Raw genomic sequence first — 25651 nt, forward strand, 5'->3', positions numbered from 1 at the left:
AGCCCCTCCCGAAAAGACCGGACCGGTGGCCGAACAGGCTACGGCCGCGTCAGGAAGACGGTGTGGACGGGGTGAGCCAGTCGAAGGCGGCCCGCGCCGTGAACGCCTGCTGCCCGCCGGCGAAGAGCAGCCCCGCCGCGACGAACGCCGGGTCGTCGGCCGTCGCCGGGACATACGGAACGGCGATGCAGCGCATACCGGCGGCGTGCGCTGCCGCCGCCCCGGGCGGCGCGTCCTCCAGTACCACGCAGTCGGCGGGAGCGGCGCCCAGCCGGCGCGCGGCCTCCAGGAAGACATCGGGCTCCGGCTTCCCGTGCGCGACCTCCTCGGCGGAGACGACGGTGGAGATGAGGGCGTCCAGACGGGTGCCCGCCAGGACCGCTTCGATGGCGGCGCGGGAGGAGCCGGAGGCAACTGCCATCGGCACACCCTCGGAGTGCAGCAGCTCCACGAACTTCCGCATCTCGGGGAAGACGTCCGTCGAGGCGCGCGCCAGCTCCAGATAGTGGCGGTTCTTCCCGGCCAGCAGCTCGTCGACAGGCGCCTCGATCCCGTACTCCTCGCGCAGCACCTCCAGGGTCTCCCGCGTCCCGATGCCGATGAACCGCGTGTGGTTCTCCCAGCTGAAGTCGGTCACGCCGTGCTGGGCCAGGAGCCTGCGGCCCGCCTCGTAGTAGTTCGGCTCGCTGTCCACGAGTGTGCCGTCGAGATCGAAGATGACCGAAGGGGTGCGCGCATTGCTCATGCGCTCAGCATGCCAAGGAGCGGGCCGGGACCGTCCCCGGGGCCGGGCGGCCGCCCCCGTATTCAGCGAGACGTGCCCGCCGCCCGGCCCACCGACTCCACCAGCGGCAGCAGCCGGTGCGGCACCCGCTCGCGCAGCGCCATCTCCGTACGCGTACGCACCACACCTGGCAACTGGATCAGCTGCTGGATGACGTCCTCGAGGTGCCCGTTGTCCCGCGCGGCGACCCGGGTCAGCAGATCCCCGCCGCCGGTGATCGAGAAGGCCTCGATGATCTCCGGTACGGCGGCGAGCGCATCGCCGACCTCGTCCAGATGCCCCTGGGTGACCTCGATGTGGACGAAGGCCAGCACCGGATGGCCCAGTGCCGCGGGCGACAGATGGGGCCCCGTGCCGGTGATCACGCCATCCCGCTCCAGCCGGTCGATCCTGGCCTGCACCGTGCCGCGGGCGATGCCCAGGATCCTGGCGTACTCGCGCACGCTGGTGCGCGGCTGTTCGATCAGCAGCCGCAGGATCCGGGTGTCGAGCGCGTCCACCGCCATGGTCCGTTGGCCTCCTTCTGGTGCGATTTCTCCTCGCTCGACAGTACCAATGGCACACCCTTCGGCGATCTGGTTGAGCACGGAGATGACGGCTAGCGTGGGAGACACGGTCCGGTCCGGGGGGAATGGTCATGAGGCTGAGCGCGGCGCGGCGAATGGCCGCGGATCTCAAGGGTGGGGCGGCCCCGCTGATACTTGTCACCGCCGGTGTGTTCGCCGGTCTGGCACCCGTGATGGGTCTGGACACCTGGGTGTCGCCCGCGGCGGCGGTGATCGCGGTGCTCTCGGGCGCCAACGTACTCCGCGCCGATGTCCTCGCCCCGATGCGTGCCCGGGCCGTGTCGCGTGCCGTCCGCCCCTTCCTGAGCGGACCGGAGAACGGTCCGTTCCGCAGCACTGCGAATGCGCTCCAGATCGGCAAGGGCGTCTGGGCCACGCCCGCCCATGTGACGCACGAACTGGCCGCGTACCGCGTCAAGTTGCCCGACGGCGTGACCCTGGAACTGTCGCTCGCCCATCTGAGCGCCGATCACGACATCGCGGTGTTCCACTCGTCCGCCGACTGGCCCTGGGTGGCGAAGCCCCAGTGGGACGTGCCGGAACCGGGCGACAGGGCAACGCTGGTGGGGTGGCTCGTCGGGGGAGCCGTGTCGACCGTGCAGGCGTCCCTGGACCTCACCGTCCAGGAGTCGCAGGAGCCCGGGCTGGTCACCATGCTGGGTCCGGCACCGCCGCCCGGATCGTCAGGGTCCGCGGTGATCGCTGCGCGGACCGGCCGTGCGGTGGGCATCCTGACAGGTGTCGGTGCGCTCGACCGGCAGCGTGATGTGCCGGACGCGGGGAGCACGGGGATCGTGTTGGGAGTGCGGTTGGCCGTCATCCCGGACCGGTTCCGCTCACCCGCCGGGAGTGGAGCGGCAGCTCTCAGCTGCTGCCGCCGAGCCAGTCCTGCTGGAGCGCGCTTCCGTCGAGGGTCTTGAGGAAGCAGATGACCGTGCGGTCCCCGTTCGCCCAGGTGGAGCTGCCGGGCGTCACCTTGCCGTAATTGAGCAGTTCTTCGTCCTCGGCAGGCCAGTCCCGGGAGGCCAGATAGTAGGCGTCCCAGCACAGGGCGTCGGCCTCTTCCGCGACCACGTCCTCGCCCGGATACTCCGCACGGTCGTCGAGGGTCGCCAAGTCGAGTGTCTGCCGCTCGTGTTCACCGTCGCACGGAACGATCATGTAGTAATTGGTGCTCGACGCCTCGTCGACGCAGTCGCCCACAGACAGGTCGTCGACGTACACCTCCTGCGGCTCAGTGGGCGAGGGATCTTCGTCCTCCGTGGGTGTGGGGTCTTCCGAGGACGGTGAGTACGGGGGATCGGTCGTCTCATAGGGTTCGCTGGTCGTCTCCTGGGGCTCGCTGGTCGTCGGCGTGATGGTGTCATCCGGCTCATCGAGGATGCCTGCGGTGACGCCGGCACTGTCGTCGGGGCCGGGTTCACCGCTCTGGGTGAGCAGCAGCGCGGCGGTGGCGATGCCCGCGACCGCGACCAGCACTGCCCCGATCGGCAGCCAGCGGCGCCGGGGTCGGCGCGGTGACGGGGAGTCCTCCGTTATGAAGTGCTCGCCCACGGTGGGGTGTTCGGGGCGCTGATAGGGAATCTGCTCGCCGGGCCAGGGCCAGTACGGCGGCTCCTGCCGCGGCTCGTCGGGTGGTTGGGCATCGGGCGGTGCCATGCAGTCATGGTGCACGGCCGCCCGGCTTCGTCGCGGGGACATGGTGAAGAAATGCGGAGGAAGTTCTTGATCCTTACAAAGACGAAGATTCTTTTCTCATTCGGTTCTCTTCGGGCATTCCAGAGCTCTACGGTAGGTGCCCCACCACTCGGGGGCGGATCGTGCGCCGGCCGTGGGAGCGGCCGGCGGGGGGCGGGAGGTTCGGCGTGTCCTTGGGGGAGCTGGCACGGTGCGCGTTGGACGCGTCAGGCCTGATCGAACTGCTCATACGTCATCAACCGGTCGGGGCCGGCAGCGACCCGGCCGTACGAACCGCCCATCGCCGGGCCCTCGAAGCGCTGCGGCAGGCCGCGGAGAGCGCGCAGTCCCCGTTCGGCATCGGGCTGGCCGGTGAGCTGAGCGCCGGGAAGTCGCTGCTGCTCGGACTGCTCCTCGGCCTGCCCGAGCTGCTCCCGGTCGGCGACGAAGCGGTCACCGGCAATGTCACAGTCATCCACGCCAAGGCGGCGGGGCCGGAGGTTCGCGCATCCTCCGAGTCGGCTGTACGCGTCGAGTACTTCACCGAACCGCAGGCGCTCGCCTATCTGCGGCATCTGCGCGACGCCATGGCCGACCAGGCCCAGGACAGCGGCCTGGACGCGCGGACGGCAGCGCAGCTGCGGCAGGTGGAGTTCCAGGAACCCGACTGCCGGGAGCTGGTTCACTTTCGCGATGCGCACCTCAGCGGCGACCTGGCCAAACCGATGGCAGGAGTGCTCGGCGAACTCGACCTGATGGACGAGGCGTTGAACCGGGCTCGTGCGCTCGGCCGCCCGCTGCTCGGCTTCACGGCGGAGCTCAACGAGACGCTGGCCCGGTCGGCGGTCGTCCTGCCCGGTCCTGCCGAATACCGGGCGCTGGATCCCCGCACCGTGGGCAACGGGATCACCGCCGAACTGCTCAGGGCGACACTGCCGCTCGTCCGCAGGGTCGTCCGGGAAGTCCAGGTAGCCCCGTCCGTATGGGACTTGAACGACTTCCCCGGCGGGGAGCTGCTTCTTCTCGACTTCCCCGGGCTGAACAACGCCTTCAGTGCCGTACGGGACCAGTACGTCTGCGGGGCGGAGCTGCGCTCGGTGCACACGCTGCTGATCCTGCTCAAGACCACGGGCGGCGCCACGGACACGCCGGAGCGCATCATGCGCATGTGGCAGGCCGCGCAGCGGCCCGACGCGATGGAGAACTCCGTGCTCGCGGTGATCAGCCGCTTCCACGAACTGCGGGTGAGCAAGGCGACACTGGGGCCCTACCTGGTGTACGACGGCCAGCCGCTGACCCGGGACCGGCTCCTCGACGGGACCCCGGCGCTGCGGGACCTGCTCGCCGGCGCGGGGCGCCTGGTGGCGCGGGGACGCGACGACCGGATCGTCCTCACCTCCGCGATGCGGGCGCTGAGCGTCGGCGGTTGGCGCGAAAGGGTCGGCAAGGCTTTCTGGGACGCGCGCCACCTGGAAACACAGCTGCCACTTGCCGATCAGTCGGCCGCGTTATGGCAGGCGGTCGGCGCGCGGCTGGAGACCGACGACGTGGGCAGCGGTCTCGGCCGGATGCTGACGGCCTTCGCGGACGACGGCGGTCTGGCGCGGCTGCGCCGCTGTCTGTTCGACCATGTGACGGAACACGGAGTGGCCCTGCGGATGGGCCAGTTCGCCGACCGGCGCGTCAACGCGGCACAGGCGCTCAAGGAGTTGCATGCCGCACTGGAGGCGTCCGGCGGCCAGGGCCGTGCGGACCACCGTGCCGAGACCGAGGTGCGCCGGCGGCTCACGGGGCTGATCTCCGTATGGTCGACGGTGCGGGACACGGCCGGTACGGAACTTCTCGACGCGCGGCGCCTGCACCGGCAGCGGGAGGGCACCACACCGGCCGTGACGCTTCTCGAAGAGGTGGAGCGGGACGCGGCGGAGAAGGTCTACGCCTGGCCTTCCTGGGGCCGGTTGCTCGACGCCGTACACGAAGAGCATGTGGACCCGCGGTACCTGCTGGGCGACCGCCCCGCGCCGCTGCGCACGGATGAACTCTTCGCGGACTTCCGCGACTCGTGCCGGGAGATCGAATCCCGCAACGCCGGGCGGCTGCTGGCGGCGGTGGAGGCATGGCTCCTCGCCCATCAGCAGCGCGTGGTCCAGGCGGCGCGCGAGCTGGGCACGGTGATCACCCTGGAGGCCTTCGAGCAGCTGCGGTCCGGCCCCGACGGACCGGCGCTCGTTCGCCGGTTGTCGCGTGCGACATCCTTCCAGTGGCTGCGGGACGAGGCGGAGAAAGTCCTCCATGACACGTCGGCCCCGGGCACCGGAGGGGACGAGGCCGAACTGCGGGACCGCTTCCCGCTGCGGATGGGCCACCTGCTTCCCTGGCACCCCGACAGCCCGTTCGGCTCCAGCGCTGACTCGGCGGCCCGGCACCAGACCGCGATAGCGCGTCATCGGCGGGACCTGACGGCGATGGTGCTCCACCAGTCGCTGACCAGGCTGGCGGCGACCCAGCGCACCGTGTCGAAGCGCCTCAGGGACGAGACGGATTCCTTCATCGCCGAGCTGCGTGCGGGGCAGTTGGCCCACGCCCTGGTCACCGCCGTCGCGGGAGGCACCGCCGGGGAGCCGGGATCGGCGCAGTTCATGGAAGAACTGCGGCTGCTCGCCGACGTATCCGTCTACTCGTGGCAGCGCAGCGCATGGGACTCCGGTCCGGCCGGATCGCTGTTCGGCGCCGCCGTCGACCCGGGCAGCGCACAGTACGGGGACGTGTTCCACGGGGGAGGCATGTCATGACGCTCGATCTCGGATTCGTCAGCGGTAACGGCCAGGGCGTCACGAGCCTGCGGCCCGACGCCCAGGGGCAGTACCGGCTGCCCGCCGTGCGGCTGTACCTCGGTGACCCCGGCGGCGCCCCCATCTGGGTGGAGCGGTTCACCTGCCGGGCGGATGGTCTGCCTCCGGCAAGCGGGGCGTCGGCCGAGACTTGGGGCGCCCGCCTGGCAGCCGCATGGGGGAGCGTCGATCCCAGCGGTCGTCGACTCGACCGGACGCTCGATGTACAGGCGCCGCCGGTCGCCCATCCGGGCTTTGTGAGCACCGACGGCATGGCGTGGGTCCGGCTCGTGTGCGAGGTGGAGTACTTCCACATCGACCGGCTGACCGGCCGTGAGATCAGGGGCATCCCCTATCGGGCGAGTACGGAAACCGCGGTGTCGTTCGCGGCGCCCGAGGCGGTGCCGCCGAGCGCCCCCGCAGCCGAGAGCGCGACACATGTGCCGCAGCCCCCGGCAGGGCAGCCCAACCAGCCCAACCAGCCCCACCAGCGCCCCGAGTCCGCCGAGTCCGAGGACGGCGAGTACTTGGGGCATGCCGCGATCGACTACGGAACGTCGAACTCGACCGTGACGCTGTACGACGCCTTGATCCACGTCAAGCAGCCCTTCTCACCTGCGCAGGTGGAGCGCCTGCGCGCGGGGCTGCTGGCCCAGGTGCTGGGCGAGCCGTACCCGGACATCGTCGTCGGCGAGTGGGAGTCCGTTCTTGCTCTCGCCGCCGCCGGGATGGACGGCGGCGGCGCACCGGAGCCAACGGGGCTCGCCGACCGCATCCGCTCGGAGACCGGTGCCCAGGGCCTGTTCCGGCTGTGCCTGCTCCTGGAGCAGCGGCTCCCGGACTGCTCCAATCTGCTCCGTACCGAACTGGCGCTGCGTCTGCACCGTTGTTACGACGCGGCCTTCGCCGAGCCGCCGCTGGAGCAGATGCGGCTGTTCCCCGTCGAACTCGGCGACGGTACGGCAGATGTGTCCAGTCGTCTCGAGGTGCTGGCGACGAACCCGCTCACCGTGCGCCTGGGCGAACCGGAGCGGCTGCCGGGCTCGGCTACGACGTTGTCCGGCATCGCGCCGAAGGCACCCCTAGCGGCCTTCCGCGGCCTGAAACTACGACTGGGCAATCCGCGGACGATCGACGAACTGCCCGGTCATCCGCCCCTCAACTCGGACGCCCTGATCCAGTCCGCGCTGGCCTTTCTGATCGAACGGGCCAACCGCTACATCGCCGGGCAGGCCCACGGCCGGATCGGCTCCGGAAGACTCAACGACCTGGTCCTGACCTATCCGACCGTCGCCACCCCGGACGTCCGGCGCAGGCTCAAGTCGCTCGTGTCCGACGGGCTGGGCGTGGGCCGTGTGTCAATGCACTTCGACGAGGCCATCGCGGCCGTCATGTTCTTTGTGATGCGGGACTTCGGCGGCGACCTCAATATCGGAGTCGAGGCCTTCCGCGCCCGCTCCCGCCCCGCCGGACAGGGGGCGACCTGGACGCAGAACATCCTCGCCCTGGACGTCGGGGGCGGCACCTGCGACATGGCGCTGCTGACCCTGTCCCTGCGGGACACCACACCGCTCGACGTGCTCGCCCGCTCGGACGCGGACCGGCTCGGCCGGCATTACACGCTCACCCCGACCATCCGCGGGTCGAGCGGCCACACCAGGCTCGGCGGCGATCTGCTCACCCTCACGGTCTTCCACTGGCTGAAGTCCGAGCTCGCGGACCGCCTGCTCGCGCTGCACCCCGAGCGCTTCCGTTCCGAGCTGCAGGCCGCCAAGGCCGGCCACCTCGACGAGGCGGGCCACTACATACCGGGACGGCTGGCGGCCCATGCCCGCGCCAAGCAGCCGGAACTGCAGGCCACGGCCCGGCGACTGGCGGAGGCCGCGGTGCCGACCCGCTGGAAGAACGCGGCCGCCAGCGAACAGGACCAACGCCGCTGGACGTTCGAGCAGTTGTGGAAGCTCGCCGACCAGACGAAGATCCACCTGGGTGGCTCGGCGCTCCCGGCGGGGACCGAGCCGTCGCCGATGCGGTTCGGCGAGCAGGAGCTCTCCGGTCTGCTGGACAGCCTCGGCTGGGGGACCACCGGCGCTGGGCCGCGCCCCGGCGAATCCATCGCGTTCGAACTGGACGCGGCCGGATTCCGGGAGCTCGTCGAGCCGCATCTGAGGAATGTCGCCGACCTCGCGGACGGGATGCTGCGAGGACGGCTGCTGAAGGACGAACCGCTGGACCGGGTGGTGCTCACCGGGAAGACCAGCGCCATGCCGCTGGTGCGCGATGTGCTGGTGAGCCGGCTGGGGCGGGGTCGGAAACTCGACTGGGATCCGGCGAACATCGAGGTGGAACGGGAGTACGCCAAGACGGCGACCTCGATCGGAGCCGCCTGGGCCGAGCATGTGCGCCAGGCCGCCTTCACGGCCCCGGGAGCTGTCCAGGCCCTGAACGAGGGGCGCACAGTCGTCCAGATCGATGTCGAGAACCTGTTCTTCTCCCTGCCGTGCCGCTTCGAACTGGCGCTGGCGCACGGGACCGGCGACCTCTCCCTGTTCCACGCGAACGATGTGCTGCACCATCTGACCCACACCCATGGGCAGCCGCCGGTCCTTGCCGTACGCATGCAGGAGACCACGGAACTCCAGGACGCCGTGCGGATCGTCCGGGTCAGGGAAGGCGCGGAGAACATCACCTGGGGCCAGTTCAAGTGCCCCGAGCCGGGACGCCCGCTTCCCGGAGGTCCGCCGGACGCGGTCCTCGACGCACGCGTGTGGCCCGGACGGATCAGGGTCAGCTACGAGATCACCGTCGACCTCGATGTGTTCGCCTACTTCTCCCACGGCGAACCGCACTTCACGGTCGGCTCCCAGGGCACGTCCGTCAATGTGTGGCAGCGGATGCACAAGGCGGGGCTGCTGAGCCGCGGCGAACGGCCCGACCGCCTACCCCTCTCGGTATACGTCAACTACACCATCGCCGGCTCCGCCCAAGCCGGTGAGGGGACGGAAGTCTTCAGCGCCGGCAGCGAATTCACCGAGACGTTCCACGAGTCCGACGCCGCCGACGCACCCGTCCGGCGTGCGATGGTGAGCGGCCATCTTCCCGATCCCCCGGGATCGGGGGAGTGGGAGTTCGGGGTCGTCTCCCGCAAGAAGGACTCCGTACAGACGATCACCCTCGGCCGGCTCGCGCGGCCCCAGACCGCCCCCGGGACACGTGCGCGCTTTGTCGCCTCGCTCGACGCCGACGGAGCGCTTCGCGTCCACGTCGCGGAAATCCCGTACTGGCAGGCACGTGACCTGGTGCAGGTCGAACGCGAGCCCGGACGGGTGCTCCGGCATCTGATGACGGTCCAGGACAAGGACCGGGACGAACAAGACGATCCCTTCGCGGGCCTGCAGTGACCGCGCCCCAATCGGACGCCGAGGCGAGCGGCCCGTGGGATCAACTGCTGCGGACCGAGGGGTCGTTGATCGCCTCGGTGGCCGCCGCGGGACTCGACGGGCTGCGCGGCATCCTGCGTGCCGCCCTCGCCGCCGCGCCCGCCGACGAGGGAGCTGCCGCATGCGCGGCCCTGCTCACCGAACTCGACCGGCTGCCGGATCTCAAATTCCCGGCGCGCACGGCCCGTCAGGTGCCGTCCGGGACGGCTTCCACGCTTCCGCCCATGCCGCCGCAGCCGCCGCCCGCACCGGTCACCGGCATCGCCGCCCTGGCCCGGGAACTGGCCATGTCCGCCCAGGCCGAGGACTTCGCGGCGGGAGCCGCACTGCCCGGCGACGATCCGGACGCCGACGCCCGGAGGGGCGACGAGGACCGGTACCGGCGCTGGTTCCACCTCACGCTGCTCAGACTGCCCGAGCGGTACGCGGCGCCGTGGCGGCGCCGGGCCGCCGAAGCGGACCGGCCGGGCGAGGGCCCGTGGCGGACCCTGCGCGGCTGGGCCGACGAGGAGCTGCTGCCGCCCTCCGCGGACGGCCGGCCCGGTATACGTACCGCTCGCGAGAGCTCCGTGGAACTGCGCGACCTCGCCGAGCTGGTGCTCGCGCTGGGCGAGTACGACGAAGCCCTGTGCCATCTGCTCGACCGTCTGTGGACGGGGGGATCATCGCAGCTCGTGACGGACGAGGTACGCCATGCCTACCGTGGGGAGTTGAGCCGGCGGCTGGAACTGATGGAACGCTCAGCCCAAGGCGGCACCGAGCGGCTGCGTGCCTGTGTCTCCGCGGACGAGGCCGTCTGTTCCGTGACACACCTGCCTCCCGGTGCGCCCGGCAGCTGGTGGCAGCGTCTGGCGGAGGAGTCTCATGGCGTGGCACTCGATCTGTGCCGTGAGATGCGGGCGACAGGGCTGAACGTGGAAGCCGTACTGCCCGCCCGGCCCTACCGGGAGGCCCGCAGCCACACCCAGGGCGACGACGTCCGGCTCGGCGCCGGCGGACGGCCGGGTGACACGCTGACATGCCTGCGGCTGTGGCTGCGGGTCGACGATCAGGTGTTCCCCGGTCGCGTGGTGTACCGGGGCAAGGAATGACGGCCCCGACGCCCTGGCCGGCCAAGCAGCAGTACGCCTCGGCGGTACGAAGGCCGGGCACCGTCTTCAGCCACCCGCGGCTGGCCGACTGCGAGATCCAGCTCAGCGCCAGTGGCATGCCGCTGACCTCCACCGGCCGTAACGCCATCGTCTTCGCGGCCCGCACCCGCGACGGAGAACGCATCGCGATCCGCTGCATGTCCCGCGAGCCCGCCTCCGGCGGCGAACGGTACCGCGCACTGGTCGCCCACCGGCACGCCAAGCCCGTCGACCACGGCAGCCCGCTGGTCGAGGCCGAGTGGGTCGAGCACGGCATCAGACTGTCGGACCGCTGGTGGCCCGTCGTCCTCATGCCCTGGGTCGAGGGCAGACTCCTGGACGAAGCCGTGGCCGCCGTCCGGGACGACCCGGCGGCCTTGTGCCACCTCGCCGGCAACTGGCGGATCGCGCTGGCGCAGCTGGCCTCCTCGCGGATCTGCCACGGCGACCTCCAGCACGGCAATGTGCTCGTCGACGACGACCTGCGTCTCGTCCTGGTCGACCTGGACGCGGTCTGGGTGCCGTTCGCCGCGCATCTGCCGCCCGCGGAGTTCGGCCACCGCAACTACCAGCATCCGCACCGGGACATCAGCCAGTGGGGACCCGACGCGGATTCCTTCTCGGCCCTGGTGATTCTGCTCTCGATGCGCGCGCTCGCCGCCGACCCAGGTCTCTGGGACATCGGACGGGCCGGTGAGAACCTCCTCTTCACCCGCGAGGATCTGCTGTCCCCGGGAGGCACGAGGATCTGGAAGGGTCTGCGGCGCTCGCCCGACCCCGCGGTACGACGGCTCACCGAACGCCTCGCCCAGCTGTGCACCGGACCGCCGGCCCGCGTACCTCCGCTGGAGGACGTCCTGCGTGCCTGTGACGCGGGCGGCCCGCCACACCCATAGGGCCTCAGGTGCCCGACGCGGTGGAGACCGCCCGGCACCGGATCAGCGACACATCGTCCGAAGTCATCATCCGCCGCTCCCTCAAATCCCTTACTCTGGCGTCGAATTCGGCCTCGTCCGCGCCCTCGAGGAAGGTCCAGACCCCGCTGCACCCGCCCGCCGACCGCAGAGCCCACTCCGCGAGCGCGTCCGTGGCCAACAGCAGGGTGTCGTCCGGGCCGCAGACACCCGAGGTGAGGCGGAGCACCCGCTCGAGCGAGCCGAGCAGTTCGGCCCTGGTCGGCACCAGCGCGGGATGGGTGTCGAACTGCTCGGCCCGGTCCAGGGGGAAGACCTCGACCGGCCATCCGTCACGGAGATGGAACAGGCACGAATCCCCGACGGCGAACGCGCGGTACTCCAGAAACGGAGCGGCTCCCGGCCGGTCCGAGCTCACGTCCCGGGTTTCCACGCCGAGGAAGGTCGCGGCCGACCCGCGGGCCAGGGCATCGCGTACGTAGACCGGCACATCGGTGGCCGACGCGGTCTGCTCGGCCCAGCGTCGCCGGATCTGTGCCAGCCAGCCGTCGAGGACGTGTGTCTCGTTCTCGCCCGACCGGTCGAGTTCGGTGACGAGAAACTCCTGGGCGAGCACGGTGGCCCACCGTCCCGAGGCGAAGGCCCGGGAGGCACCGTCGCAGACCGCCGCCCGGTGGGCATTCCAGGCGTGCGCGTCCTCGCACTCACTGGCCCGTCCCTTGGGGACGACAAGGGCCTCGCACCTCAGCACGGTTCGGGTCGGCGGCGGACCCAGCTCGTTCAATGCTCGCCGATCAGGGATGTGGTGCTGGTGCCGATGCGCAGGAAGTCCATCAAGGATGCGGCGCCCCCGTTGAAGACGAAGCCGCGTGCACCGGGCCGGATGCGGTCTCCGTACCCCGAGGCCTGCACGAGGGTGCCGGGCAGAGCGCTGGACATCTCGAAAAGCAGCGCGGCCTGCGGCACTCCGGGAGGCGGCACGACGGGGAAGGGGATCGATTCCCCCTTCGCCTCCGACAGATGGAGGTTGAACAGCAGCGCAGCGCCGTCGGCGGTTGTCAGCCGGGTGATCCGCTGCGCTTCGCTGCGGGGATCTCCGTCCGTGGCCTCGCCGTCCGTGATGTTGAGAACGATCGGTGGGAACGATGAGCGGTGCTGCTTCACCCAGCCGCGCAGGACCTTGTGGGCCATGCCGAGGGCGGCGCACATCGGTGTCATCCCGGAGTTGAGCGGCGCTATCCACTCCGGTGCGGTGGCCCGCTCCTCCACCACAGTCCCGTCCGGCCGGCGCAGCGTGTGAGAGTGCTCGACCAGTCGGCCGGTGCCTGCGTACTGGTGCACCGGAACGAGAGCGCGACGGCGTGAGGTGCCGGGCAGCAGAGGGCGGACCCCCGTCCCGGAATAGCCGATCACCCCGACGTCGAAGTAGTGACGGGGCAGCTCCTGGAAGTCCTTCGTGCACTCCAGAACGATGGCGTACAACAGCTCGTTGATCATGGTGGCCAGTGCGGATGACTTCGGCGCCGGGCTGCCGGATATCGGGGCCCCCATCGAGTAGGACTGGTCCAGAAGGAAGAGAAAGCAGCCCGGGTTGCGCCGACTGATCTCCTGTTCGTACACGAGAACTTCCCCCCAAGTGCCCTGTTCTGCCGTGGCTGTCCAGCTTCGCGTCATCTGCCCTGACGGACAAGGGGCCCGAACCTCGGAGGAAGAGGGCATCGCCGAAGGGGTTGGCAGGGAGGACTCCGCCGCACCGGCATGGTCCGATGGCGTGCTCCTGGCCAACTATGATCATGGTTTGCTGTACCAATGGCCCACCAAATCGAGCCTCACTTGTGCCACTGAAGCCGAGGATGCTGTCATGTAACCGTCGATGGCGCTGCGGATTCCGCGGCGCCTTTTTCATGCCGAGGCGAAGAGGGCGGGAAAGCAGTGCTGAGGAGGATGTTCGTCGCGCCCGATCCCGGGCGTGTGCGACTGCGCGTCTCGACGCGCGCCGTGCTCGGCACCGGTCTCGCGGTCGCCGCGGCCGAACTGGCCGGGCTCTCCCTCATCGCATCCCTTACGGGCGGCCTCGCGGCCCTCCTCGCGCTCTTCACGGTCGCCGACCCGACGGTGCGACGCCAGGCGGTCACCACGGCTCTGCTGCCCGCCGTCGGCTTCCCTGTGCTCGCGCTGGCGACCACGCTGCACGGACAGCCGCTGCTGCGCGCCGCCGCCTGGCTCGCCGTGGTCTTCTGCGGCGTCTACGCCAGGCGCTGGGGCCCACGCGGACACGCGCTGGGGATCTTCGCGTTCATGATGTTCTTCATCACGCAGTTCCTGCACGCGGTCCCCGCCCAGCTGCCGCAGCTGTACGGCGCGGTGGCGCTGGCCGTCGCCGCCACCTCCGCGGTCCGCTTCGGGCTGTGGCCCATCGAGCGGCGTACGCCGCCGCCGGCCGCGCCCGTCCCACTGCCCGGCCGCGGACTCGCCCGCCCCACCACACGCCAGGCCTTCCAGGCGACCTTCGCCTGCGCCATCGCGCTCGCCGTCGGGCAGCTGATCTCCCCGGACCGCTGGTACTGGGCCGTCGGCACCGCCTGGTGGATCTTCGTCAACACCGCCTCGCGAGGCGAGACCCTGGTCCGCGGCTTCCGCCGGGTCGTGGGCACGGTCACCGGCATCGCGGCGGGCCTGCTGATCGCCATCCCGATCGCGGGCGCGCCCGCGCCCACCGCCGCCCTGGTCGCGGTCTGCGTCTTCGGCATCTTCTACACCGCCGCGCCCTCGTACAGCTGGATGATCTTCTTCGTCACCGTCATGGCGGGACTGCTGTACGGACTTCTCGGCGTCCTCCACCCCGGTCTGCTGCTGCTCCGGTTCCAGGAGACGGCGGTCGGCGCGCTCGGTGCTGCCCTCGGCGTCGCGCTGATTCTGCCCGTCACCACCCACGCGGCCACCGACGCCTGGATCCGGCGCGCACTGCAGTGCGTGCACGGCTGCACCACCGCGGCGGCGCGCCGTCTCGCCGGGGACGAACAGGCCGACCCGGCACCGCTCGCCGCCGAACTGGAGCTGCTGCTCGGCCGGGTGCGGATGTCGGTCGCGCCCCTGGTCCACCCGCTCAGCCCGCTACGGGCCCGCAAGGCGCGCGCCCGCCGGGTGATCGTGCTGCTCGACGACTGCGCACGCGAGGTGCGCGGCCTCGCCGCCGTGGCCGCCGACCCGGCCGCCTCGCACGACGCACGGCTGGCCGCCGCCTGTCAGCGTGTCGAGGCCGCCGTGCACGCCCTGGTGCCGCCCGCGACCCGGCAGAGCGGGGCTCAGCTCGGCTCCGTACCGGCGCCGCAGCATCACCCTGGTGCCGAGGCGGCACTCGGTCACCTCCAGGCGCTGGAGCAGGCGCTCGCGGAGCTCGACGCGCCTCTGCGTACCTCTCCGCGAGCCCCTCTCGTGGCCGCCTGACCTGGGGAATAGGCATACCGCCTGTGAATGAGGCAATTTCCTGTGGCACACACAGGGTGGATCAGTGTGTTCAAGGGGTAACCACAGCGGCATCCACGTACGTCCCTCCATGAGCCCGGGGGTGCGCACCATGCAGAACTCTGTGTTCGGATCCGAACTGCGCCAGGAGGCCGAGGACTTCATCAGGCTCTTCCACCGGGAGGAGGCGCCAGGAGATCCGACGGCCAGGATCGCCGCCGTACGCGCGGAGATCGACGAGACCGGCACCTACCGCCACACCCGAGCCGAACTCGACTACGGGGCGCGCGTCGCCTGGCGCAACAGCAACCGCTGCATAGGCCGGCTCTACTGGCGCTCCCTGCGCATACGCGACCGCAGACACATCGACGACGCCGACTCCGTGGCACGCGAGTCCGCCCAGCATCTGCGGGAGGCCACCAACGGCGGTCGCATCCGCCCGCTGATCACGGTGTTCGCCCCCGACGCGCCCTACCGGCCCGGGCCGCGGATCTGGAACGAGCAGCTCGTACGGTACGCCTGCTACGGCGCGGCGCAGGGCGCGGCGGTCGGCGACCCGCGCAACGCCGGACTCACCGACTTCGCCCTCCGCCTCGGCTGGCCGGGCGGCCCCGGCACGCCCTTCGACCTGCTGCCCCTCGTCATCGAGGACAGCGACCGCAAGCCGCGCTACTACGAACTGCCGCGCGACACCGTGCTCGAAGTGGAGCTGCACCACCCGGAGGAGAGCTGGTTCGCGGACCTGGGCCTGCGCTGGAACGCCGTTCCCGCCATCGCCAACATGTGCCTGGAGATCGGCGGGGTCTGCTACCCGGCCGCTCCCTTCAACGGCTGGTACATGGGCACCGAGATCGGCGCGCGCAACCTCGGCGACTGTGACCGCTACGACCTGCTGCCGCTCATCGCCGACCGCCTTGGCCTCGACACCAGCGACGACCGCTCGCTCTGGAAGGACCGCGCGCTCGTCGAGATGAACCGCGCCGTGCTGCACTCCTTCGACCGCTCGGGCGTCACGGTCGCCGACCACCACTCCGAATCGCGCCGCTTCCTCACCCATCTGGACCGCGAGGAGAGGCGGGGCCGCGCCGTGGGCGCCGACTGGTCGTGGATCGTGCCACCGATCTCGGGCTCCGCGACACCCGTCTTCCACCGGACGTACGACCCCACCCAATGGCGGCCCGCCTATGTCCACCACCCCGAGGCGCAGGCGCGCGCCCGCGGCGAAGGGGGAGCATGGACCGAGTTGGTCTAGACCGCCTGCTACCGTCGGCCGGACAGCACGCGATCAGTGGGCGCAGACGATGGCGGAGAGGGGAAACGCTGTGGGTGACAAGGGTGCCGGACGGGCGTTCATCGGGTCGTTCACCTCGGCCGGGGGCCGCGGGATCATCGCCGTGGCCGTGGACCGCCGGACCGGCGCGTTGACGGAGACGGGTTTCAGCGACGCCGTCGCGGATCCCTCGTACCTCGCCCTCGCGACCGGGTCCGGTGGGCCCGTCCTCTATGCCGTGTCCGAGACGGCTCAGGGTGCGGTGGCCGCCTTCGACATCAGCGGTCCCGCGCCGAAACCGATCGGCGCCACGGTCCCGGTGTGCGGCGACGCACCCACTCATCTCGCTCTCGCCGGGGGCCACTTGGTGACTGCCAACTACGGCTCCGGCAGTGTCAGCGTGCTCCCCGTCGGGGCTGCCGGGGTGCCGCGCGCCACCAGCGGCGTACTGCAGCACGAGGGCGCGGGCCCGCACCCGGACCGGCAGCGCGGCCCGCACGCGCACCAGGTGCTGCCCGATCCGAGCGGGCGCTGGGTGCTCGGCGTCGACCTCGGCACCGACTCCGTACGGATCTGCGCACTGGATCCGCGGGCGGGCGAGCTGACCCAGCACCGCGAGACCGCGCTGCGTCCCGGGACCGGGCCGCGGCACCTCGCCTTCCACCCCGCGGGCAGCCACGCCTATGTGCTGAACGAGCTGGAGGCCACCCTCACCGTCTGCCGCTGGGACGCGGACGCCGGGGTCCTCGAACCGCTCGGCGAGACGCCGGTGGTGGCGGACGGCGTTTCAGGGCCGGTCCACCCGTCCGAGGTGGTCGTCTCGCCCGACGGCCGCTACCTCTGGGCGGCCAACCGCGGCCACGACAGCATCGCCGTCCTCACGCTCGACACGACGCGCGAGAAGGCGGAGCTGGTCACTACGGTGCCGTGCGGCGGGCGCTGGCCGCGGGACCTGGCCCTGGACCCGACGGGACGCAGGCTGTACGCGGCCAATGAGCGCTCCGGGGATGTCACCTGGTTCGACATCGACCCGCGCAGTGGCATTCCGCGCCGGGCGGGCTCCCTGTCCGCCCCCGCGGCCTCCTGCGTGATCTTCGCCTGACCACGGGGCCGTACGGCCGTGTCCGCACCGCAGTGCAAGCGCGAGGGCCCGCACCGATTCACGGTGCGGGCCCTTCGTCTACGCAGGGCAGAACCTCGCTGAGGCATTCGGCGCGACGGCCTCAGGATGGCTCTAGAGGGAGGGCGAGCCCTGCGGCTGCGGGCTGATGCCCAGCGTCGTCGTGTACTGCGAAAGCACCAGCTTGCCGATCGCCGGGTACGCGCCGAGCGCCTCGGCGGCCGCACAGCCGGCCTCCTTCGCGGCGGCATCCAGCAGACCCTCGGGCAGCTCGGGACCGACCAGATACGGGGCCAGAGCGAGGTTCATCGAGCCGGAGCCGCGCAGCTGCTCGGCGATCGCGCCGACCGCGCCCTCCTGGTCGAGCGCGGCGGCCATCACCGGCACCGCGAGGCGCGCGGCCAGCAGCATGCCGGTGATCCCGGCCGCCTGGACGGCTTCGTCGCCGCCGACCGTGGCCAGGATGATGCCGTCGGCGGCGGTGGCCACGGTGAACAGCCGGGCGCGGTCGGCGCGCGCAAGACCGGCCTCGGAGAGCCGCACATGCAGGGCCTCGGCGAGCAGCGGATGCGGACCGAGGACGTCCGTCAGCTCGGCCGCTGCGCGGCTGTCCATGACGGCCTGGCGGATGCGCCGCATCAGCGCGTTGTCCGGTCCGGCGAGGAGCGGCACCACCACGGCGGCGGGCCCCTCGGGCGCGGCAACTTCACGGCCCGCGGCCTTGGCGATCTCGTACCGCTCGGTGCGCCGGGCGGCGGTGTGTGCGAGGACGCTTTCGAGCGTGGGGTACTCGGCGTCGTCTCCGTCGAGGTAGCCGATGCCCACCTCGAGGCCGGGCAGCTCGGAACGAGCGATGCTTATGACCTCTTCGGCCAGGCTGCGCGTGGCGGGCGCGGGAGCGCCCGGAACGGCGAGCACGAGCGCGGGCGCGCCCTCAGGAGCCGCCACGGGTTCCGGGCGGCGGTGCCGCCCGGACTGGCGGGGTCGCGGCATTCGTACAGGCAGGCCGGGTGCGGGCCCAGTGGGGGAGCTCATGGCGCCGCATGCTACTGGTTTTGGGGTCACTGCTGTTCGGGGAGGGGGCACTCAAGCGTCATCTGTCCACATTTATCCGATGAATGGTGTACGCCTGGGGCCTGTCTTTCGGATTAGGCCGCGAGCCCGGCAAGATCCGGACGACAGGCCATTAACCGTCCAGCTCTGTCGGCACATGCGGCAGCGTCTCTGTCGGCACGTGCAGCAGCGTCGGATGCAGCGGCAGCCGCAGTGAATCGGTGGCGAGCGCGGCCGCGATGGACAGCGCGCCGCTGAGCGGATCGCCGGCCGTGGACACGGGCCGTGCGTACGGCAGTTGCCGGGCCAGCTCCGCCCTCAGCGGTACGAGCAGCGGGTCACCCAACTTCAACAGGCCACCGGTGAGCGCGACGTGGCATTCCTCCGGTGCACCCTTGACGGGCGGGCAGACCGCCGCGGCCGCCTCCGCGATATGCCGGGCGGCCGCGGCGAGGATGCCCGTGGACACCTCGTCGCCGTCCGCCGCACACCGGCCGACCTCCGGCGCGAAGGAGGCGAGCACCGCGGGCCGGTCGGAGCGCGGGTAGAGCAGGCCCGGCACCTCCTCGGCCGGACCCAGCACCGACGTCATCCGCGCCAGCAGCGCGGGCGAGCCTCCTCGTCGCCCGTCGTGGGCGCGCAGGGCGGCCTCAAGACCGGCCCGGCCGATCCACGCGCCGCCGCCGCTGTCGCCCAGCAGATGGCCCCAGCCGTCGGCCCGGTGCCACTGCGACAGATCCGTGCCGATCGCGATCATTCCGGTGCCCGCCGCGACCACGGCCCCCGGGCGCTGGCCGAGCGCCCCGGCATACGCGGTGATCGCGTCGGCGGCGAGCGCCAGACGGCGTACACCCAGCGACTCGGCCAGCGCCCCGGGCAGTTCGGCGCGCAGCCTGCCGCCGAGCGTCGCCATTCCGGCGGCGCCGATCGCGACCGCGGAGAGGGTGCCGCCGCCGGCCTTCTCCAGCAGACCGCGCGCCATCGGCAGCAACTGGTCCAGCAGATGCTGTGCGTCGATGCCGCCGCTGCCGGTGCGCACCGGTTCGCGCGACTCTGCGGTCTCGACCTGCTCCCCGGAGGACGCCTGGGCGAGCGCCGTACGCAGCCCGGAGCCGCCGGAGTCCACCCCGAGCACCCAGCTCCCGCGGCCGTGGGTCACGGGAGCTGCCAGTCGACCGGCTGTGCCCCCTGGCGTTCGAGGAGTTCATTGGTCCGGCTGAACGGGCGCGAGCCCAAGAAGCCGCGGTCCGCGGACATGGGCGAAGGATGCGAGGACTCGATCGCCGGGAGGTCGCCGAGCAGTGGGCGCAGATTGCGGGCATCACGTCCCCACAGCACCGACACCAGGGGTCTGCCGCGGGCGGCAAGGGCCCGGATGGCCTGCTCGGTCACCTCCTCCCAGCCCTTGCCGCGGTGCGCGGCGGGCTTGCGGGGAGCGGTGGTGAGCGCCCTGTTGAGCAGCAGCACACCCTGCTTCGTCCAGGGCGTGAGGTCCCCGTTTGAGGGGCGGGGGTGCCCAAGGTCCGCGTGCATCTCCCGGAAGATGTTGTCCAGGCTGCCCGGCACCGGCTGCACCTCGGGGGCCACCGAGAAGCTCAGCCCCACCGCATGCCCGGGCGTGGGGTACGGATCCTGACCGACGATCAGGACGCGCACCTGATCGAAGGGCTGCTGGAAAGCCCGCAGCACATTCGGCCCCGAGGGCAGATAGGTGCGTCCCGCCGCGATTTCAGTGCGCAGGAAGTCGCCCATCGCTGCGATGCGTTCGGCCACCGGCGCGAGGGCATCGGCCCACCCCGGCTCGACGATTTCTTTCAACGGTCGTGCTGCCACGGGGCGTCACTCTACTGGTGCGGCGACCACGCCTCTCAACCCATGGCCGCAGCCCGTACACAGAGCACATCCGGCAGATGCGAGGCGAGGAGCTGCCAGCTGTCCCCGTCGTCCGCGCTCGCGTACACCTCGCCGTTGCGATTGCCGAAGTAGACCCCGGCCGGATCGGCGTCGTCCGTGCACAGCGCGTCCCGCAGCACCGTGCCGAAGTGATCACCCTCGGGCAGCCCGGCCGACAGTGCCTCCCAGCTGCCGCCCGCGTCGTTCGTACGGTAGACACGACAGCGCCGTCCGGCAGGCACCCGGTCGATGTCCGCCGTGATCGGGAAGACATAGGCCGTATCGGGACGGTGCGGATGGGCGGCCACCGCGAAGCCGAAGTCCGAGGGCAGGCCCGCGCCGATGTCGGTCCAGTTGGCTCCCGCGTCGTCGCTGCGGTACACACCCCAGTGGTTCTGCAGATACAGCCGGTCCAGATCGCCCGCGTCCTGCGCGATCTTGTGGACGCACTGGCCGAACTCCGGGTTGGGGTCGGGCAGGAAGACGGCCGCAACCCCCTGGTTGGACGGCGCCCAGCTCGCGCCGCCGTCCTTGGAGCGGAACACCCCGGCCGCCGACACCGCGACTGTCACCGCCTGCGGGTCCCGGCGGTCGGTCACCACGGTGTGCACCGCCTCACCGCCGCCGCCCGGCACCCATTTCGAACGGGTCGGATGCTCCCACAGCGGCCGTACGAGATCGAAGGTCTCCCCGCCGTCGTCCGAGCGGAACAGCGCGGCCGGCTCCGTGCCCGCGTACACCACGTCCGGCGCGGCGGGGCCGGCCGGATGCAGCTGCCAGACCCGCTCCACGGACGCCCCCGTGTCCTTGGGGAACTTCACGGCGGGTTTCGGTGGCTCGACCCAGGTTCTGCCGAGGTCGTCGGAGTGGAACACCGAAGGACCCCAGTGCTCGCTGTCGCCGCCGACCAGCAGCCGGGGCACGGCACGGCGTGCATCGATCCCGATCGAGTAGACGGCCTGGGCATTGAAGTGGGGGCCGTCGAACTCCCATGTGCCGCCGCGCCGGTGGCCGATGAAGAGCCCTTTTCGAGTGCCTACGGTCAGAAGTACGTCGGTCATTGCCTTGTGCCTCCTGGACGCCTTTGTTACGGATTGCTTCGGTTATGGGGCAAGTCTGCACCCGCCCACTGACAGCTCAGTCGACGACGGAGCCGCCGGTGATGTTGATTGCGGTGGCCGTCATCGAGCGGGCCATGTCGGAGGCGGCGAAGACGGCCGCATTCCCCACGTCGGCGAGTGATGCCGGCCGCCCCAGCAGGGTCTGCCCCGCGATCTCCTCGGTGATCGCGTCCGCCCAGTCGAAACCCGTGGGGATCGTCTCCGGCACGCCGCCCGTCTGGAGCGCGAGGACACGGATGCCGTGCGGGCCGAGCTCGGCGGCCAGATTCCGGCGGAGGGACTCCAGGGCCCCGAAGGCCACCTGGAGGCCGCCCATGAAGTGGTTGCGCGGCGGGTCGCCGTAGCCGCCGAAGGCGAGGATCACCCCGGACTTCTGCCGGATCATGTGCCGTGCCGCGGCCCTGGAGGTGAGAAACATGGTGCGTACGGCGTTGTGCACCGGCTGTTCGAAGTCCGCGAGGGCCAGCTCGGCCAGCGGCGTCCCCTGGACATCCCCGTACGAGATCAGGTTGAACGAGATGTCGAGGCTGCCGGCCCGTTCGGCCACGGCGTCGGCGTGCCGGTCGACCGCCGCCTCGTCGAGGGCGTCGACCTGATCGGTCTCGGCCGCGCCACCCGCGGCGCGGATGGCCTCGGCCACCTCCTCCAGGCTCTTGCGGGTGCGTCCTGCGAGGTGGACGCGGGCACCCTCACGGGCGAAGGCGCGGGCGACCGCACCGCCGATCGCACCTCCGCCCCCGTAAATGACGGCGTTCTTGTTCTCGAGCAGCACGACGCCTCCTCGGTACGGACCACTCAGTGCAGACCGGTCGCGGCCCCGGAACTCATCGGTGCCGCCGTTACCAGTTGACCGCATGTGTCCGCCGCCCGCGTGATCAGGCCGACCGCGGCCTCAGCGGTGTGCGGGAGTGTCCACCACGCGGAAGGTGGCGAGATCGGGGTCCGCCGCACCCCGTACGTATCCGGTCGGCGCGGTGAGCGTGCGGTGGAGGAAGTCGACGAGCTCCGGGGTGATGACCTCGCCGGGCAGCACATTGGGGATGCCGGGCGGATAGGCGGAGAGCGTGTCGGCACTGATGCGGCCGACTGCCCGGTCGGCGGGAACGGCCCGGCTGGGGGCGAGGAAGGCCTCCCGGGTGGTCATCCGGACCGGGCCCGGCTCGGGCAGTCGTAGTCGCGGGGGCGCCGCGGACGGAGCGAGCAGATCCGGAAGGGCGTGCAGCGCCTGTACAAAACGGGCGGTGTCCGGGGCCGAGCCCGCGCCGACCACGGCCACGACTGCCGCGTCCGTCGCCACCTCCACCAGGATCTGATGGTGCTTCATGAGCTGCCAGCGCGCCTCGTGGCCACGGATCCCGCCGGTCCGCGTGTTGATCGCGACACGCAGTGGATCGACGGCGGCGATGTCGGCGAAACGCCCGAAGTCGTCGCTCACCACCGAGAACCGGCCCGCCGCGCGCACGGCGGCGCGCATGGCGTCGGCCGCCTCGATGGACGTGGCGATCGCGTCGGCCGAGTTGGCGAGAGTCTGCCGCGCGGTGTCCAGCGAGGCGAGGAGCAGGGAGCTGGCGCTGGTCGACTGGGTCAGGTGGAACACCCGGTCGACGAGCGGTTCCAGCACATCCGCGAACGGGCCGTCGGCCAGGTGCAGCATCGCGGACTGCGTGAGACTGCCGCCGAGCTTGTGCGTACTCGAGACGACGATGTCCGCCCCCTGCGCGAGGGCGTTGGCCGGCAGGTCCGGATGGAAGCCGAAGTGGGCTCCCCATGCCTCGTCGACGATGAGCGGGACGCCCGCGCGGTGCGACACCTCCGCCAGGGCTCGTACATCGGCCACCGCCCCGAAGTAGCTGGGCGTCACGACATACGCGGCGGCCGCCCCCGGGTGGGCGGCGAGCGCGTCGGCGAGATCGTCGGCGGTGATGCCGTGCGCGATGCCGAGCGACGGGTCGACGGACGGCTGCACGAAGGCGGCCCGCTGGCCCGAGAGGACGAGTCCGTCGATGACGCTCGAGTGCACGCTTCGCTGGACGACCAGGGTCTCGCCGAGGGCACGCGAGACGAGGGTGGCCATGCGATTGCCCTGCGAGGCCCCATTGGTGAGGAACCAGGTGCGCCGGGCGCCCCAGGCCTGGGCGGCCAGGACGAGAGCGCGGTCGAGGGGACTGCCGGGACCGAGGTCGATTCCGTCGAGCAGCGGAGGGACGTCGAGCGCCAGTGGCGCGGATCCCACCAACTCGGCGAGCGCGCCGAAGCGATGGGGCGCGGCACTGTGTCCGGGGACGTTCAGTCGCAGCCAGTCGGTCTCGGAGTGCGCCCTGAGGGCCTCGGCGTACGGGGCGATGAGCTGTGGCTCGGTCGGCGGGCGGACGTTGGCCGGAGGGGCGGTGCTCGTGGTCATGTACGAGACACTGGCAGCGCTCTGGACGTAGGAGAACCCTGCAGATATCTCTAGATGTACATAAAACTTATACAGCTGGGTGTGCACAGTGTTCGATCTTCGCCATCTCCAGGTGCTGCGGGCCATCGCGCGCGAGGGCTCGCTCGCGGCGGCCGCGCGATCGCTGCACCACAGCCACCCGACCGTCGCGCACCACCTGACGACCCTTGAGGCGCACTTCGACGCACGGCTGGTCCACCGGGGTCCCCGCGGCACCACGCTCACCGAGGTCGGTGAGGTCCTGCTGCCGCATGCCGAAGCCATCCTGGAACGGATGCTGCTCGCCGAGCGGGAGACCCGCGACGTCGTGGCGCACGGCTCGTGCGCCCTGCGGATCGGTACGTTCCCCACGGCGGGCGCTCTGCTGCTGCCACCGGCGGTCAGAACGCTGCACGAGGCCGGGGTGCAGGTCTCGCTCACCGAGGGGGAGCTCCCCGAGCTGCTGCGCGGGCTCCGTTCGCGCGAGCTGGATCTGTCGCTCGTCTTCTCGCAGCCGGGTGACCGCCTCGATCTGGAGGAGGAGTTCACGGTCCACCCGTTGCTTGAGGACCCGCTGCTCCTGGTGCTGCCGGCCGATCATCCGCAGGCCGCCCTGGAGCGCGTCCCGCTCGACGCCCTGCGTACGGACAAGTGGATCATGGGGACGACGGACTGGGACCCCTGCGACCGGGTGCTGTCGTGGGCGTGCGCGCAGTACGGCTTCGAACCCGTGCACGGGATGCGGACCGACGACTATGCCGTGATGCAGGGGTTTGTCGCCGCCGGGATCGGCGTGGCGCTGGCACCGAGGCTGGGGCTGAACAATCCGCGTGCCGACATCGCGGTCCGCCCGGTCGCGGGGCCGCCACTGGTCCGGCAGATCGGCGTTGCGATGCTGCACGCGACAGCGGCGCGCAGCGCCGGGCAACTGCTCGCGGCACTGCGCGCCGAGTCGGTACGAATTCGGTCGCGCTGGTCGGGCCGCACCGGTGATGCGTGAGGCTGACGCACGGGCCCCATGCGCGAGGCCCGTGCGTCAGCCCTGTGCGTGGCGCCTCAGCCGCGGATCTCCCGCCTCAGCCGCGGATCTCCTGAGTGCAGCACTTCGCCCCGCCGCCCGCCTTGCGGAACTCGGAGAGATCCACGGGGATGGGCACATACCCGTGCGCCTCGATGCTGTCGATGAGTCCCGTCGCGTCCTGCGCGATCACCACATTGCGCCCGTCGGATATGGAGTTGAGCCCGAAGGCCAGCGCATCCTCGCGAGCGGAGACGACGGCATCGGGGAAGAGTGCCTTCAGAACCTGCTGACTGCCCTCCGAGAAAGCCCCCGGATAGTAGGCGATATTGCTCTCGTCGAGAGCGAAGAGCGCCGTGTCCAGGTGGTAGAAGTGCGGGTCGACCAGGTGCAGGCTCACCGTCGGCGTGCCGAAGAATTCCTGGGCCTCGTGATGGGCGGCCGGCAGAGTGCGGAACCCGGTGCCGGCGAGTATGAATCCGCCGACGGGGGTGAAGTCGCCCTCCCCTTCGCAGGTATGGGAGGGGACGCGCGTCTCGAAACCCGCGCCCTCGAACCAGGTGCGGTAGTGGGCGGCCTCCGGCTGCCGCTCCGGAGCGTGGAACTGGGCGCCGAACACCTTCCCGTCGAGTACGAGCGCCGAATTGGCCGCGAACACCATGTCGGGGAGATCGACGACCGGTTCGAGCGTGTCGACGGTGTGACCCAGCTCCCGATAGAGGGATACGAGCCCGTCCCACTGCTTTTGTGCCAATGCTGTGTCGACCGGCTCGACGGAGGTCATCCAGGGGTTGATGGAGTACCGGACGTCGAAGTGCTCCGGAGGGCAGACAAGATACCGACGCTGCTTCGCAGTTCTGACGGACGGCATCCTCGTTTTCCTTTCCTTGGGCCGCGGGATGCCGACCACGCTAGAGATTGGTGACGGAAAGCGACAAGATGAATGAGTT

Annotated in this window: 21 protein-coding genes; 9 read left to right on the forward strand and 12 right to left on the reverse strand. The window is 71.0% G+C overall.

The window, feature by feature from the left end:
* Nucleotides 1–49 precede the first annotated feature (49 nt).
* Entirely contained in the window at nt 50–745 is a 696-nt protein-coding gene (locus OG729_RS34415; protein WP_405809839.1) for an HAD family hydrolase, read from the reverse strand.
* A 62-nt stretch (nt 746–807) separates the two neighbouring features.
* The gene (locus OG729_RS34420; RefSeq protein WP_405809841.1) at nt 808–1290 is read right to left on the reverse strand and encodes an Lrp/AsnC family transcriptional regulator; all 483 of its coding nucleotides are present in this window, start codon (nt 1288–1290) and stop codon (nt 808–810) included.
* Nucleotides 1291–1421: 131 nt separating this feature from the next.
* Between OG729_RS34420 and OG729_RS34425 the strand changes: the two genes are divergently transcribed.
* The gene (locus tag OG729_RS34425; RefSeq protein WP_405809842.1) at nt 1422–2270 is read left to right on the forward strand and encodes a trypsin-like peptidase domain-containing protein; all 849 of its coding nucleotides are present in this window, start codon (nt 1422–1424) and stop codon (nt 2268–2270) included.
* Here the strand turns inward: OG729_RS34425 and OG729_RS34430 are convergent.
* Nucleotides 2215–3009 carry a septum formation family protein gene (locus tag OG729_RS34430; protein WP_405809844.1) on the reverse strand — a complete coding sequence of 265 codons (795 nt, stop codon included), beginning with the start codon at nt 3007–3009 and terminating at the stop codon, nt 2215–2217. The two genes, OG729_RS34425 and OG729_RS34430, sit on opposite strands and share 56 nt — an antisense overlap.
* 206 nt (nt 3010–3215) lie before the next feature.
* Between OG729_RS34430 and OG729_RS34435 the strand changes: the two genes are divergently transcribed.
* From OG729_RS34435 to OG729_RS34450, 4 genes are read left to right on the forward strand one after another with little or no spacing between them, the layout of a single operon-like run.
* Nucleotides 3216–5819, forward strand: a complete 2604-nt coding sequence (locus tag OG729_RS34435; protein WP_405809846.1) for a hypothetical protein — start codon at nt 3216–3218, stop codon at nt 5817–5819.
* A complete protein-coding gene (locus OG729_RS34440; protein WP_405809848.1) occupies nt 5816–9259 on the forward strand; it encodes a hypothetical protein in 3444 nt (1147 codons plus the stop codon). The genes OG729_RS34435 and OG729_RS34440 overlap by 4 nt, the downstream gene beginning before the upstream one ends.
* The gene (locus OG729_RS34445) at nt 9256–10389 is read left to right on the forward strand and encodes a hypothetical protein (protein WP_405809850.1); all 1134 of its coding nucleotides are present in this window, start codon (nt 9256–9258) and stop codon (nt 10387–10389) included. The genes OG729_RS34440 and OG729_RS34445 overlap by 4 nt, the downstream gene beginning before the upstream one ends.
* Complete coding sequence (locus OG729_RS34450; RefSeq protein WP_405809852.1) at nt 10386–11324, forward strand: hypothetical protein; 939 nt, start codon at nt 10386–10388, stop codon at nt 11322–11324. The genes OG729_RS34445 and OG729_RS34450 overlap by 4 nt, the downstream gene beginning before the upstream one ends.
* 4 nt (nt 11325–11328) lie before the next feature.
* Here OG729_RS34450 and OG729_RS34455 read toward each other — a convergent pair whose 3' ends face one another.
* Nucleotides 11329–12126, reverse strand: a complete 798-nt coding sequence (locus OG729_RS34455; RefSeq protein ID WP_405809853.1) for a hypothetical protein — start codon at nt 12124–12126, stop codon at nt 11329–11331.
* Entirely contained in the window at nt 12123–12962 is an 840-nt protein-coding gene (locus OG729_RS34460) for a VWA domain-containing protein (protein ID WP_405809854.1), read from the reverse strand. Before OG729_RS34460 ends, OG729_RS34455 begins: the two co-directional genes overlap by 4 nt.
* Before the next feature lie 324 nt (nt 12963–13286).
* Here OG729_RS34460 and OG729_RS34465 point away from each other — a divergent pair, with 324 nt between their 5' ends.
* From OG729_RS34465 to OG729_RS34475, 3 genes are all read left to right on the forward strand, one after another.
* On the forward strand, nt 13287–14789 hold the full coding sequence (locus tag OG729_RS34465) for an FUSC family protein (protein ID WP_405809856.1): 1503 nt from the start codon (nt 13287–13289) through the stop codon (nt 14787–14789).
* Nucleotides 14790–14919: 130 nt separating this feature from the next.
* Entirely contained in the window at nt 14920–16059 is a 1140-nt protein-coding gene (locus tag OG729_RS34470; RefSeq protein ID WP_405809858.1) for a nitric oxide synthase oxygenase, read from the forward strand.
* A gap of 70 nt (nt 16060–16129) precedes the next feature.
* The gene (locus tag OG729_RS34475; RefSeq protein ID WP_405809860.1) at nt 16130–17179 is read left to right on the forward strand and encodes a lactonase family protein; all 1050 of its coding nucleotides are present in this window, start codon (nt 16130–16132) and stop codon (nt 17177–17179) included.
* A gap of 132 nt (nt 17180–17311) precedes the next feature.
* Here the strand turns inward: OG729_RS34475 and OG729_RS34480 are convergent, their stop codons facing one another.
* The 6 genes from OG729_RS34480 to OG729_RS34505 form a co-directional block, all read right to left on the reverse strand.
* Complete coding sequence (locus OG729_RS34480) at nt 17312–18232, reverse strand: sirohydrochlorin chelatase (protein WP_405809861.1); 921 nt, start codon at nt 18230–18232, stop codon at nt 17312–17314.
* 151 nt (nt 18233–18383) lie between these two features.
* Nucleotides 18384–19421 carry an N-acetylglucosamine kinase gene (locus OG729_RS34485; RefSeq protein WP_405811381.1) on the reverse strand — a complete coding sequence of 346 codons (1038 nt, stop codon included), beginning with the start codon at nt 19419–19421 and terminating at the stop codon, nt 18384–18386.
* Complete coding sequence (locus OG729_RS34490; RefSeq protein ID WP_405809862.1) at nt 19406–20083, reverse strand: uracil-DNA glycosylase; 678 nt, start codon at nt 20081–20083, stop codon at nt 19406–19408. Before OG729_RS34490 ends, OG729_RS34485 begins: the two co-directional genes overlap by 16 nt.
* Nucleotides 20084–20118: 35 nt before the next feature.
* On the reverse strand, nt 20119–21204 hold the full coding sequence (locus tag OG729_RS34495; protein ID WP_360870978.1) for an exo-alpha-sialidase: 1086 nt from the start codon (nt 21202–21204) through the stop codon (nt 20119–20121).
* Between the two features lie 76 nt (nt 21205–21280).
* The gene (locus OG729_RS34500; RefSeq protein WP_405809863.1) at nt 21281–22036 is read right to left on the reverse strand and encodes an SDR family NAD(P)-dependent oxidoreductase; all 756 of its coding nucleotides are present in this window, start codon (nt 22034–22036) and stop codon (nt 21281–21283) included.
* A 120-nt stretch (nt 22037–22156) separates the two neighbouring features.
* The gene (locus tag OG729_RS34505; protein ID WP_405809865.1) at nt 22157–23665 is read right to left on the reverse strand and encodes an aminotransferase class I/II-fold pyridoxal phosphate-dependent enzyme; all 1509 of its coding nucleotides are present in this window, start codon (nt 23663–23665) and stop codon (nt 22157–22159) included.
* Nucleotides 23666–23753: 88 nt separating this feature from the next.
* Between OG729_RS34505 and OG729_RS34510 the strand changes: the two genes are divergently transcribed.
* Complete coding sequence (locus tag OG729_RS34510) at nt 23754–24683, forward strand: LysR family transcriptional regulator (RefSeq protein ID WP_405809867.1); 930 nt, start codon at nt 23754–23756, stop codon at nt 24681–24683.
* A gap of 76 nt (nt 24684–24759) precedes the next feature.
* On the opposite strand, the gene ddaH is transcribed toward OG729_RS34510, so the two are convergent.
* Nucleotides 24760–25572: a dimethylargininase gene (ddaH, locus tag OG729_RS34515; RefSeq protein WP_360870990.1), complete on the reverse strand. Its 813-nt coding sequence runs from the start codon at nt 25570–25572 to the stop codon at nt 24760–24762.
* Nucleotides 25573–25651: the final 79 nt, after the last annotated feature.

The organism is Streptomyces sp. NBC_00210 (assembly GCF_045160975.1).
Taxonomy (GTDB): domain Bacteria; phylum Actinomycetota; class Actinomycetes; order Streptomycetales; family Streptomycetaceae; genus Streptomyces.